The sequence below is a fragment of the Serratia plymuthica genome, assembly GCF_018336935.1.
Classification (GTDB): Bacteria; Pseudomonadota; Gammaproteobacteria; order Enterobacterales; family Enterobacteriaceae; genus Serratia; species Serratia plymuthica_B.
In genome coordinates, this window is sequence record NZ_CP068771.1 from 426963 (window position 1) to 439263 (window position 12301).

The 12301-nt window shown below is 57.7% G+C and carries 12 protein-coding genes; 5 read left to right on the plus strand and 7 right to left on the minus strand.

Annotated elements, in window-relative coordinates:
• Window positions 1–20: 20 nt before the first annotated feature.
• A complete protein-coding gene (locus tag JK621_RS02040; RefSeq protein WP_212558439.1) occupies window positions 21–1022 on the minus strand; it encodes a zinc-binding alcohol dehydrogenase family protein in 1002 nt (333 codons plus the stop codon).
• A 98-nt stretch (window positions 1023–1120) separates the two neighbouring features.
• On the opposite strand from JK621_RS02040, the gene JK621_RS02045 reads away from it, so the two are divergent.
• On the plus strand, window positions 1121–2032 hold the full coding sequence (locus JK621_RS02045; RefSeq protein ID WP_212558440.1) for a LysR family transcriptional regulator: 912 nt from the start codon (window positions 1121–1123) through the stop codon (window positions 2030–2032).
• A 50-nt stretch (window positions 2033–2082) separates the two neighbouring features.
• Here the strand turns inward: JK621_RS02045 and ettA are convergent, their stop codons facing one another.
• The 4 genes from ettA to JK621_RS02065 form a co-directional block, all read right to left on the minus strand.
• The gene (gene ettA, locus JK621_RS02050; RefSeq protein WP_212558441.1) at window positions 2083–3750 is read right to left on the minus strand and encodes an energy-dependent translational throttle protein EttA; all 1668 of its coding nucleotides are present in this window, start codon (window positions 3748–3750) and stop codon (window positions 2083–2085) included.
• Window positions 3751–3891: 141 nt separating this feature from the next.
• Window positions 3892–4389: an OmpA family protein gene (locus tag JK621_RS02055; protein WP_212558442.1), complete on the minus strand. Its 498-nt coding sequence runs from the start codon at window positions 4387–4389 to the stop codon at window positions 3892–3894.
• A 161-nt stretch (window positions 4390–4550) separates the two neighbouring features.
• Window positions 4551–5798 (minus strand): diguanylate cyclase domain-containing protein, encoded by a 1248-nt coding sequence (locus JK621_RS02060; protein WP_212558443.1) that lies wholly within the window; start codon window positions 5796–5798, stop codon window positions 4551–4553.
• Complete coding sequence (locus JK621_RS02065; RefSeq protein WP_212558444.1) at window positions 5795–6409, minus strand: YfiR family protein; 615 nt, start codon at window positions 6407–6409, stop codon at window positions 5795–5797. The genes JK621_RS02060 and JK621_RS02065 overlap by 4 nt, the downstream gene beginning before the upstream one ends.
• Window positions 6410–6983: 574 nt before the next feature.
• Here JK621_RS02065 and sltY point away from each other — a divergent pair.
• Window positions 6984–8912 carry a murein transglycosylase gene (gene sltY / locus JK621_RS02070; RefSeq protein ID WP_212558445.1) on the plus strand — a complete coding sequence of 643 codons (1929 nt, stop codon included), beginning with the start codon at window positions 6984–6986 and terminating at the stop codon, window positions 8910–8912.
• 55 nt (window positions 8913–8967) lie between these two features.
• Entirely contained in the window at window positions 8968–9297 is a 330-nt protein-coding gene (trpR, locus tag JK621_RS02075; RefSeq protein WP_004949979.1) for a trp operon repressor, read from the plus strand.
• Between the two features lie 18 nt (window positions 9298–9315).
• Here the strand turns inward: trpR and yjjX are convergent, their stop codons facing one another.
• Window positions 9316–9855, minus strand: a complete 540-nt coding sequence (gene yjjX, locus JK621_RS02080; RefSeq protein WP_212558446.1) for an inosine/xanthosine triphosphatase — start codon at window positions 9853–9855, stop codon at window positions 9316–9318.
• A gap of 111 nt (window positions 9856–9966) precedes the next feature.
• Between yjjX and gpmB the strand changes: the two genes are divergently transcribed.
• Window positions 9967–10614 carry a 2,3-diphosphoglycerate-dependent phosphoglycerate mutase GpmB gene (gpmB, locus tag JK621_RS02085; RefSeq protein WP_126527468.1) on the plus strand — a complete coding sequence of 216 codons (648 nt, stop codon included), beginning with the start codon at window positions 9967–9969 and terminating at the stop codon, window positions 10612–10614.
• Here the strand turns inward: gpmB and robA are convergent.
• Window positions 10611–11480: an MDR efflux pump AcrAB transcriptional activator RobA gene (gene robA / locus JK621_RS02090; protein ID WP_212558447.1), complete on the minus strand. Its 870-nt coding sequence runs from the start codon at window positions 11478–11480 to the stop codon at window positions 10611–10613. The two genes, gpmB and robA, sit on opposite strands and share 4 nt — an antisense overlap.
• Window positions 11481–11813: 333 nt before the next feature.
• Here robA and creA point away from each other — a divergent pair, with 333 nt between their 5' ends.
• Complete coding sequence (gene creA / locus JK621_RS02095; RefSeq protein ID WP_126480137.1) at window positions 11814–12293, plus strand: protein CreA; 480 nt, start codon at window positions 11814–11816, stop codon at window positions 12291–12293.
• The last annotated feature ends 8 nt before the right edge of the window (window positions 12294–12301 follow it).

The window sequence follows — 12301 nt, forward strand, 5'->3', positions numbered from 1 at the left end:
CGGAGGCGCAGCGTGCTGCCTCAGTAAACAATCACCAGTTTGCCCTGCATATGCCCGTCGAGCAGCTTTTTATGCGCGGCGGTCAGGGTCTCCACCGTCAGCCCCTGCAGCGTTTCGCTCAGTGTGGTGCTCAGCTTTCCTTCGTCCAGCAACTGCGCCACCTGCCTGAGGATTTCGCCCTGCTGAGCGATGTCCGGCGTGGTGAACATGCTGCGTGTAAACATCAACTCCCAATGCAGCGCGGCGCTTTTCAGCTTCAACGTGTCCTGATCGAGCGGCTGTTGGTTCTCCACAATGGTGCAGATGTGGCCCAGCGGCGCAATCAGATCCGAGATCGCTTTCCAGTGGCCATCGGTATCGTTCAGGCAAAGAATATAATCGACGTTTTCAATGCCCTGCTGCGCCAGATTCCCTTTAAGATCACGATAATCCACCACCAGATCGGCGCCGCGTTCCCGGCACCAGGCAGCCGACTCGGGGCGTGAAGCGGTGGCAATCACCTTCACCTTGCTCAACTGGGCGGCGAACGGGATCGCCAGCGAGCCAACGCCGCCGGCACCGCCGATAATCAACAGGGTTTTACCTTCCGCCGCGTCCTGAATTTTCAGGTGCTCGAACAACGCTTCCCAGGCGGTGAGGGCGGTCAGCGGCATGGCGGCGGCTTCGGCCCAGTTCAGGCTGCTTGGCTTATGTGCAACGATGCGCGAATCAATCAACTGCTGAGTGCTGTTGCTGCCCGGGCGGGTGAGATCACCGGCGTACCAAACCTCATCGCCGGCTTTGAAACCTTTGACGCCGCTGCCCACCTCAAGCACCACGCCGCTGGCGTCCCAACCGAGGATACGCGGCTGTTGCAAGCCGCTTTTTTGCAGGCTGGCGTGGACTTTGGTATCCACCGGATTGACCGACACCGCTTTGACCTCCACCAGCAGATCGTATTGGCCTGGGGCCGGTTTTTCCGGGTTGATTTCAATGAAACCGGCGGGGTTTTTCGGGTCTACGGCAATGGCTTTAATCGGCATGACTGTGCTCCTTTAGAATGAATACCCTCAGTGTAGACCTCCGCGAGGGGAGTGATAAGATGGACAATAGCTAACTAAGTGTTCGTTTGAGGTGAACAATGATGTTTAAACAGCTGCAGGACATGGCGCTGTTCGCGCTGGTGGCCGAGTGCGGCAGTTTTACCGCCGCCGCCAACCGCGCCGGTTTGCCGAAATCCAGCGTCAGCCAGCGCATCAGCCAACTGGAACAGGCGCTGGGTTTGCGGCTGCTCAACCGTACCACCCGCCAGCTCAATCTGACCTTCGCCGGCGAACGCTATCTGGTGCACTGTCAGGAGATGATGTCCGCCGCCGAGCGCGCCGATCTGGCCTTGCAGCGGTTGCGTGACAACCCGAGCGGGCGGTTGCGCATCTCGACGCCCGCCGGGTTGGGGGCGACGCTGTTGGCGCGGCTGGCGGCGGATTTTCAGCGCCAGTATCCGGATGTCTCGCTCGAAGTCTCGGTGTCCGACGCGATGGTGGATCTGGTGCAAGAGGGGTATGACGCCGCGTTGCGCACCGGCAAACCACAGGACTCCTCGCTGATTGGCCGCCGTCTGGGGCATGCCCCGCGTTATTTGCTGGCGGCGCCGGCTTATCTGGCGCAGTTCCCGCCGATCCTTCATCCGCAGCAGTTGCAGCAGCACCGTTGCATTGCGCACCGCGCCTGGACGGCCTGGAATCTGCGGCGGGGCGATGAGTATTACCGTTGGCAACTGCCGATGCTGCATATCACTGACAACCTGCTGTATGCGCGCGAGTGTGCCATCTCCGGCGCCGGCATTACCCTGTTGCCGGCATTCCTCAGCCGCGAGGTGGTGGCGCAGAAACAGCTGGTGGAAGTCTTGCCGGAATGGCGGGTGGAGGGGAATGAACTGTATCTGGTCTATCCGAGCCGCAAGCTGAATTCGCCGGCGCTGGCTTGTTTTATCGATGTGGTGGTGCAGCACCCGGTATTTGTAGACTACGCACAGGCACTGGATTGGGGATAACAAAAAGCCCGCAAGATGCGGGCTTGAGAGCATAGAGTGCCAACCTGATGTTACTTGGTGACTTTCTTGTACTTGATACGGCGAGGTTCCAGCGCATCGGCACCCAGAGTACGCTTTTTGTACTCTTCGTATTCGGTAAAGTTGCCTTCGAAGAACTCCACCTTGCCTTCATCCTGATAGTCCAGAATGTGAGTGGCAATACGGTCAAGGAACCAACGGTCATGCGAGATGACCATCGCGCAGCCCGGGAACTCCAGCAGGGCGTTTTCCAGCGCGCGCAGGGTTTCGATATCTAGGTCGTTGGTCGGTTCATCGAGCAGCAGCACGTTGCCGCCAACCTGCAGCAGCTTGGCCAGATGCAGACGGCCACGCTCACCACCGGACAGCTCGCCCACGCGTTTGCCCTGATCGACGCCCTTGAAGTTAAAGCGGCCGACATAGGCACGGCTTGGCATTTCGGTATTGCCCACGCGCATGATGTCCTGGCCGCCGGACACTTCTTCCCACACGGTTTTGGCGTTATCCATGCTGTCGCGGAACTGATCGACGGAAGCCAGCTTGACGGTATCGCCCAGCACGATGCTGCCGGAATCAGGCTGCTCCTGGCCGGACATCATGCGGAACAGCGTGGATTTACCCGCGCCGTTCGGACCGATGATGCCGACAATCGCGCCCTTAGGTACGGCGAATGACAGATCGTCAATCAGCAGGCGGTCGCCGTAGGATTTACGCAGGTTGTTAACTTCAACCACTTTATCGCCCAGGCGGGTGCCAGGTGGGATAAAGAGTTCGTTGGTTTCGTTACGTTTCTGGTATTCGGTGCTGTTAAGCTCTTCAAAGCGTGCCAGACGGGCCTTGCCTTTAGACTGACGGCCCTTGGCGCCCTGGCGTACCCACTCCAGCTCTTTCTCGATCGACTTGCGGCGAGCGGCTTCGGTTGAGGCTTCCTGTGCCAGACGAGCGTCTTTCTGCTCCAGCCAGGAAGAGTAGTTGCCTTCCCACGGAATGCCTTCGCCACGGTCCAGCTCGAGGATCCAGCCGGCCACGTTATCAAGGAAGTAACGGTCGTGGGTGATCGCCACTACGGTCCCTTCGAAGTCGTGCAGGAAGCGTTCCAGCCAGGCCACGGATTCGGCATCCAGGTGGTTGGTCGGTTCGTCCAGCAACAGCATGTCCGGTTTTTCCAGCAGCAGGCGGCACAGCGCTACGCGGCGGCGCTCACCACCGGAAAGGTTGGCGATTTTTGCGTCCCACTCCGGCAGGCGCAAGGCATCGGCGGCACGCTCCAACTGGGTGTTGAGGTTGTGGCCATCGTGGGCCTGAATGATCTCTTCCAGGCGGCCCTGTTCAGCGGCCAACTTGTCGAAGTCGGCGCCTTCTTCAGCGTACAGCGCGTACACTTCATCAAGTCGCTTGAGGGCGCCGACGACTTCCGCCATCGCTTCTTCAACCGATTCGCGAACGCTGTGCTCCAGGTTCAGTTGCGGTTCCTGCGGCAGGTAGCCGATTTTAATCCCCGGTTGTGGGCGCGCTTCGCCTTCGATATCGGTATCGATACCGGCCATAATGCGCAGCAGGGTAGATTTACCGGAACCGTTCAGGCCCAGCACGCCAATTTTGGCGCCAGGGAAGAAGCTCAGGGAGATATTTTTCAGGATGTGACGCTTCGGCGGAACCACTTTGCCGACGCGATGCATGGTATAGACGTATTGAGCCACGTTGCTCTAGCCTCTCTATATCAGTTTTTATAGGATGTCTGGCTGCGGAGTGTAGCCCGTTTCGAACACGGATCCCAGACATCATCAGCGATCGCTAAGTATAACCCTTTATGCGCCTTTAACCGGCGCATAAAGGACAGATTAAGGTGTGACGACGATCGCGACGCGGCGGTTTTCCGCGCGGCCGCTGGAGGTGCGGTTATCGGCGACCGGATCGAGCTTGCCCATGCCGCGAGTTTCGATATTGGCGCGCGGGATGCCTACGCTGGCCAGCAAATCGGCCACTGCATTGGCGCGGCGCAGCGAAAGCTGGTCGTTGTAGCTGTCTTCACCGTAGTTATCCGTATGACCATCCAGACGGAACTTGGTGATACCGACGCTCATCAGCGCGCGGCCCATTTTCTGGACCGTTTCGGTGCTTTCCGGGTTCAGTTTGCCGATGTTGTTGCCGAACAATACCTTGTCGGAGAGGCCGAATTCCCAGCCGTTATCCGTCAGTTTGAACCCTTGAGACTGCAACAACGCGACCTGCTCGGGCGTCAGGCCCTGCGGTTTGCTCTGGCACCCGGCAAGGGCGAGCAGGGCGACAAACATTATCGCCAGCAGTGAGAAACGGTTTTTTAGTGTTTGCTGTATCATAATCAAATCCCTGGTTTTAATTTTATATACCCGCCATCCTTGACGCTGCATCTGTGTTGGCTGCGAGCGCTCGCCCCAGTCACTCACTTCGGTAAGCTCCTGGGGATTCCCACTCTGGCCGCCTTGATGCAACGCCAAGTATTTTGGGTATCGCTGGGGCTTTATTTCTGTATTGCCAGCCGCCAGCCTCCGTTATAACGATGCTTTGCCTGATACATCGCATCGTCAGCTTCGTGCAAAAGACCCTGAGGCGTTAGTGCATGTTCAGGGTAAAGCGCAATACCGATACTCAGAGAGGTCGTCACCGCCTCGTCGTTCGGCAAAATTACCGGTTGGGTCATGCAGTCGATAATGTTGTCGGCAATTTGCAGCACATCTTCCGTACTGTGAACCGGCGCCAACAGCACGGCGAACTCATCGCCGCCTAAACGCGCGACCAGATCGCTTTCACGCAGTTGCGCGCGAATGCGCCCGGCAATGGTGGTCAGCACCGCGTCACCGGCGGCGTGGCCGTAACTGTCATTCACCTCCTTGAAGCGATCGCCGTCGATAAACAACACCGCAAGCTTTTCTGTCGGTTTAATGTCGCCCAGTGCACGGCTCAGCCGGCCTTCAAAAAAGGCGCGATTCGGCAATCCGGTCAGGCTGTCGTGGGTCGCCCTGTGGGTCAGCGAATCATTTTCCTGTTTCAGGTGCGCCTGCCAGGCCTCCAGCTCATCGAGCAGGCCGTTGAAGTCGTTGCTCAGTTCGTGCAGTTCGGCAATCGGCGCCGACGGTACCCGCAGCCCGAAAGTGCGCTCGCGTCGCACCGCATGCGCCACGTTGGCGATATCATCCAGCGAACTGACTATGCCTTGCAGCATACGGCGGGAAAGAACCAGTGCGCACAGGGTACTGAGTACCAGGCAGGCGATCATGCCCAGTATACCCCGTAACAGAAAGCGCAGCAGGCTGCCGCCGTTGCCGCTCAGCCAGACCTTGCCGACCTGCTTGCTCTCGTGGGTGATCGGCAAGACCACCGGCTCCGGCAGCGCCCAGTGGGCGACAATCTGCTCCATGCCGTGCAGCGGGCCATCCTTGGGACGATGCCAACTGGCCAGCACGTTACCGCTGTTGTCCAGGATTTTGGCTTCCGACACCTCTTCTTTGGAGGCGATCAGTACCATCGCCTCGCGAATGTAGGGGCGATCTCCGAACACCACCGCGGCTTCCACGGTATAGCTGATGGATCGCGCAATAAGGTGCAGGTTGTGGTTGGCGTAGGCGCGCAGCGCGAACAGCGCCACCAGCGTCAAGAATATCCCGGCGGTGCCGACGGCAATCAGCGCCAACCCGAGATTGGCTCGTTGCAGTACCCGGCCCAACGTAGGCCGCGAGTGCCCGGAACGGTTCTTGCGCAACCAGATCATAGCGGCGGCGCCTGTTTTCGCGCCAGCTGCAGCACGTTAGGATGAACGCGAACGCCGCTGCGCGCCAGAGCGTCCAGGTTCACTTTGAAACTGGCCTGGTCGCCGTCAATCTGCAGGCAAAAAGCGCTGCCGGCAGAGCATTCGCCGTCGTTCTCGCTGATACTGAGAATGGAATGACCCTGGATGCGCTGCATAAAGTTTTGTTTCTGGCCGGCGTTGATATTGCCCAAATAAATTACGTCGCAACCGGTGCTCAGCACAGGGCTGTCAAAGGGCACTCGCGTGGCTTTGATCGGCCGGGGAGCGCTCAGCAAAATAGGGTCGAACAGGCCTTCGGCATATTGGGTCGGCGCCGTTACGCACAGGCGGATGGGGTTGGGTTTACTGGGCCAGCGGGCATAGCTGATGATGCCGACCACGACGGTGGTGACGGCATGAGTGCGATTCTGATAGACATTGCCCGTGTCGGAGCGAGCCATTCCCGGAAACGCCAACAGTAAGGCCATAATGAGTGAGAATAGGCGGTCGCTACCCAGACGTGCGCAAACGAAGCTCGTGAATGAGCTTTCTGTACTGGTTGCTATCATCACGGCATTTTTTGCCATCTTCATCTGCCATTCCTGCCAACATCCGCAGTACGGTAGCGGTGATCTAACAATGAAAAACCTGACCCAACCGAAGGGGTAAACGTAATACTAAGCACTATCAATTGCACTGTGTGATGAACACTATCTAACCCATAATTGGCGCGGATTGTATTATAAGATATCGCTGTTGCGCGCTTTATGTGCCGTTTTCTCGGATTTATCCTATCTTTTTTTAACAGTATAAAAACGGCCCGGGGTGTTTGCCAGGCGTTTTCGGCAAAGAAAGCGGGATTGGGCGGCAGTGCGGCGATTTATGCGACACCTTTATTTAATTTGTCAGCCAGGGTAAACGTTTTTTACCTGGCATCCCTCATGACGATAAACTTCTTCTTCTACAGTAGTTGAATGGATAGGCAATTGCGCTGTCTATGGTAGATGCCTGAGCTTATCGCTCAGCACACTTTTTGCTCTGACGTGCATTCCACTTCAGGGCGCGAAACACTCGAAGAGCCGGTTTCTCCGGGCCTTGACCGCTGGCGCAGCGCGGCAAGGGGAGGGAAAGGGTTCCGGCAACACAACCAGCGAGGAAAGAGTAAGTATGGTCAAGGTAGACAAATGGCGGCTGTTGGCCGTGGGGCTGTGCCTGACGGCATTCTCGGGCGCGGCGCTGGCGGACTCTCTCGACGCACAGCGTCAGCGCTACCTGCAAATCAAGCAGGCGTGGGACAGCAATCAGATGGATGTCGTGGCGCAACTGATGCCGACGCTGCGTGATTACCCGCTTTATCCTTATCTGGAATACCGCGAACTGACGCAGGATCTCAGCCAGGCCGGCTTCTCCGAGGTGAATGACTTTATCAAGCAGCACCCGACGCTGCCACCCGCCAAGTCGCTGGCGCCTCGTTTTGTCAATGAATTGGCGCGTCGTGAAGACTGGCGCACTCTGTTGGCTTTCAGTCCGCAGGCCCCCAAACCGGTCGCGGCGCGCTGTAACTACTACTACGCCAAATGGGCTACCGGCGATCAACAGGCGGCCTGGAGCGGCGCGGACGATCTCTGGATGAGCGGTAAAACGCTGCCGGGCGCCTGCGATAAACTGTTCAACGTCTGGCAGGGTGCCGGCAAACAAACGCCGCTGAATACTCTGGAACGCATGAAGCTGGCGTTAAAAGAGGGCAACAGCAGTCTGGTTAACAGCCTCTATCGCCAGTTGCCGTCAGAATATCAGACCATGGGTGATGCGCTGGTGCGCCTGCAAAACGATCCCGCCACCGTAGAGGCTTTTGCCCGCAGCGTCGGGCCGACCGACTTTACCCGTGCGGCGACCGGTATCGCTTTCGAGCGGCTGGCGCGCCAGGATGCGGAAAACGCCCGCGCGATGATCCCGAGTATCGCTCGTCTGCAGAAAATGAGCGACAGCGAGCGGTTGGGGTTGGAAGAGGCGGTGGCGTGGCGCCTGATGGGCAGCGATGCCACCTTCGAGCAGACCCAGTGGCGCGATAAGGTGATCCTGCGCAGCCAGTCTCCGACGTTGCTGGAACGCCGTGTGCGCATGGCGCTGGGCAACGGCGATCGTCAGGGGGTGGCCACCTGGCTTTCGCGCCTGCCGGCAGAATCGCGCGATAAAGACGAATGGCGTTACTGGCGCGCGAGTATCTTGCTGGATGAGGGCAAACGCAGCGAGGGTGAAGAGATGCTGCGCAGCCTGATGAACGAACGCGGTTTCTACCCTATGGTGGCGGCGCAGAAACTGAATAAGCCGTACCCGGTCATGGTGGCGGTGGCGGCAAAACCCCGCGCCTCGCTGGTGGACGGGCCGGAAATCGCCCGCGTACGTGAACTGATGTACTGGAACATGGATAACCTGGCGCGCAGCGAGTGGACCTCGTTCGTTGCCAGCCGCAGCCGGCCTGAACAGGAAGCGCTGGCGCGTTTCGCCTTCGAGCAGAAATGGGCCGATCTCAGCGTGCAGGCGACCATCGTCGGCAAGCTGTGGGATCACATCGAGGAGCGCTTCCCGGTGGCCTGGTCGCAAGAGTTCCGCAGCGCTACCGATGACAAGGGCATCACGCCGAGCTACGCCATGGCGATTGCTCGCCAGGAGAGCGCCTGGAACCCGAAGGCCCAGTCGCCGGTGGGGGCCAGCGGCCTGATGCAGGTGATGCCGCGGACCGCGCAACATACCGTGCAAATGTACAATATTCCCGGTTACTCAAGCCCGAGCCAACTGCTTGATCCGCGCACCAATATTACTATCGGCACCAGTTACCTGGAGTACGTTTACCAGCAGTTTGGCCGTAACCGTATCCTGTCGTCGGCAGCCTATAACGCCGGCCCATCGCGGGTGAATACCTGGTTGGGCAACAGCGAAGGGCGTGTCGATGCGGTGGCTTTTGTTGAAAGCATCCCGTTCTCGGAGACCCGTTCCTACGTGAAGAACGTGTTGGCTTACGACGCGTTTTACCGTTATTTGATGCACCGCCCGGCCAAGGTATTGACCGATGCCGAGTGGCAGAGACGTTATTGATTTTGACGGCGCTATGGTATGCTGCTGTACTAGTTAAATAGTATGGTGGCTTGCCATGACGCAATTATCGCTTAACGATCCGGCTCTTTCTGAACAAGGTAATGAGGATTGGCTGCGCTTTGTCGCGCTGCTGCAAAATTCGTTCGCTCAGGAGTTGCACCAGCCGCTGATGCAACTGTTGCTGACACCGGATGAGCGTACGGCTTTAGGCACGCGGGTACGGATTATTCAGGAGCTGATGCGCGGTGAGATGAGCCAGCGCGAGCTGAAGAATGAACTGGGTGCGGGGATTGCCACCATCACACGCGGTTCGAACAGCCTGAAAGCGGCGACGCCGGCGTTGAAACAGTGGCTGGAGCAACAGTTACTGGGCGATGCGCAGTAGCGCCGCGCCCGGTAGCGGTTATTTATTCGGCGTGCCGTTGTGGCTTTGGTAGACAGGATTGTGAAAAGGCACCAATGCCAGCAGCAGAGCCTGATGATAAACGCTGGTGCGGCTCAATCGCCCATCGGTAAAGATGCCGATAGCGCCACCCTGGCGCTTTACGTCGATATTGCCGGTGATGGCCGCCATCTCCGTGCCCAGTTCGCGGCCGGCGCGAATTCCCTGTAAAATTGTCTCCGGCAGCATCAGGCTGGCTGAGCGCGATTCGCCACGGGTCTGTGGGCTTTCCACCGTCATCCAGGCGAAGGTCATATTTTCTTCTATGCCTGCCTCCACGCCGACCCAAAAGTCGGCCTCCGGGCGAACCTGACGGGCTTCCATCACGCGTTGGCGCGCGCCGGTACGGGTTTCGTGATTGCCTATCGGTTGCAGCGAGACGCCGCTGGCGACGTCGACAGATTCAATGCGACATTGGTCCGCGCCAAAGGTGTCATCGAAGGCCAGTTGAATAGCCTTGATCTTTGCCGGGTTGGTAGTTGCAGCGACAACATGATACATAACGGGTTTGGCATCCTTAAGCTAAGAGCCTATTCACTGCGTCAGAAGCTTGCGCAAGCCGCTTTTGACGAAGATAAACTCAGGTTTCACGCAGTATAACGGAAAAGCAAAATGTTACAGGTATACCTCGTTCGCCACGGCGAAACGGAATGGAATGCGGCTCGCCGTATCCAGGGCCAGTCCGACAGCCCGTTAACCGCCAAAGGTGAACATCAGGCGCATCTGGTTGCCCGGCGTGTCAGTAAAGAGGGCATCACGCACGTTATTACCAGCGATCTCGGGCGTACCCGCCGCACCGCGCAAATCATCGCAGAAGCCTGCGGCTGCGAAGTGATTAGCGATCCGCGTTTGCGCGAATTGCATATGGGGGTGCTGGAAGAACGTCTGATCGACAGCCTGACGCCGCAGGAAGAACAGTGGCGCAAACAGATGGTCGATGGCACTGCTGACGGCCGTATCCCTCAAGGTGAATCCATGAACGAGCTGGGTGAACGCATGCGCGCCTCATTGGAAAGTTGCCTGATGCTGCCTGAAGGCAGTAAACCGCTGATTGTCAGCCACGGTATTGCGCTGGGCTGCCTGATCAGCACTGTGCTTGGGTTGCCGGCCTATGCCGAGCGCCGCCTGCGTTTGCGTAACTGTTCGTTGTCGCGCGTTGATCATCAGCAGAGCCCGTGGTTGGCTTCCGGCTGGATCGTGGAAACGGCGGGCGATGTCACGCATCTGGACATGCCCGCGCTGGACGAACTGCAGCGTTAACGGCGGATCGGGATCAGGTAGTCGCAGTTGATCTCGGTCGGCGGCTGGGGTGGCCGGCGGTCACCCTTGGGATAAAAGCGCTCGATGTCGTGCCCTTTGCGGCGCGTCAGTTTGAGCGCCGGCAGGCAGGTGCCATACAGCGTCAGAATAAAGTCCTGCAGGCCAGAGGCCGGTCCTTCATAGCTGAACATCGCGTACTCGCCGCCCTGCAACACCACCGGCTGGCCTTCCTGGACTTTCTCCGGCACGTGGTGCGGTTCCAGCGCCGTGGTGTACAGCACTTCCTGCTCGTCGTCCTTTTCCTGGCTCGGGCGGGAGTGGTGCAGCCCGTAGAGCACCGGTGGCAGCGTCTCGGCTTCGCCCAGATATTGGCGCCAGAACTGCGAGCGCAGCTCGGTACGGAAATTGGAAATTTGTTCCAGCGTGCAGGAATAGCTCTGTGTCAGGCCAATCAGGTGCTGTTCCGCCAGGGTGACGAATTCCGGCTGCGGCAGGGTGAAGGCGCCCAGGCGGATTGGCGGGCAGATGCCGAACGCGTTCCAGTCTTCGGCACGGCGGTACAATGCCGGCGTTTGCGCAAACTGTTTTTTAAATGCGCGAGTGAAAGTCTGCTGCGAGTCGAAGCGATACTGCAAGGCGATATCCAAAATCGGTCGGCTGGTTAAACGCAGCGCCACCGCAGCTTTAGACAGTCGTCTTGCCCGGATATAAGCGCCGATGGCGTTACCGGTAATATCTTTGAACATCCGTTGCAGATGCCATTTAGAGTAGCCCGCTTTTGCCGCCACGTTGTCCAGCGACAAAGGTTGGTCCAAATGGCTTTCCAGCCAGCTAAGCAGATCACGAATGATACCGGCTTGATCCATAGATCTTCCTCGTAGAGCTTTAGGGTGGTGTTTATTCATTACGCAGGTGCTTGCGCTATCAGACCAATCCATGAGCCATTTTGCGTAGCACTCTTTGCTTCTTGCAGCACGTTGCGCAAGAGTTGGACAGGGACACACCTTAAACGGGCGCAAAGAAATAACGACGCCGCATAATAGCAATTTTTTTCCTCCGAGACTCCCAAAGATTTTTTTCACGCTCTGTGCTAAAAAGATCGGTGCGGACCAGAAAAATCCCGATTCTGTGACCTATAACATAAACAATATTGATCGCTGAGCCTGTTTTTTCAGGCGGTAGCCGTTGGAGTTAAGTGAATGAAAAAAGGATGGATATTTTTGTTTGGTTTAGTTTGCGCAACGGTAAATAGCGCGCAGGCCGAACAGGTGGGATCGGTCGATACGGTATTTAAACTCTTTGGTCCGGACCACAAAATTGTGGTGGAAGCGTTCGACGATCCGGATGTTAAAAATGTAACTTGTTATATCAGTCGGGCAAAAACCGGCGGCATCAAAGGCGGCCTGGGATTAGCGGAAGATACCGCAGATGCGGCTATTTCCTGCCAACAGGTGGGGCCGATTACCCTGAACGATAAAATTAAAAACGGCAAGGCGGAAGGGACGGTGGTGTTCCAAAAAAGGACGTCGCTGGTATTCAAAAAGCTGCAGGTGGTGCGTTTCTACGATGCTACCCGCAATGCGCTGATTTATCTGAGCTATTCAGACCGTGTGGTGGATGGTTCACCGAAGAATGCGCTGAGCGCGGTGCCAATCATCCCTTGGGGTGAGGCAAAATAAAATCAGGG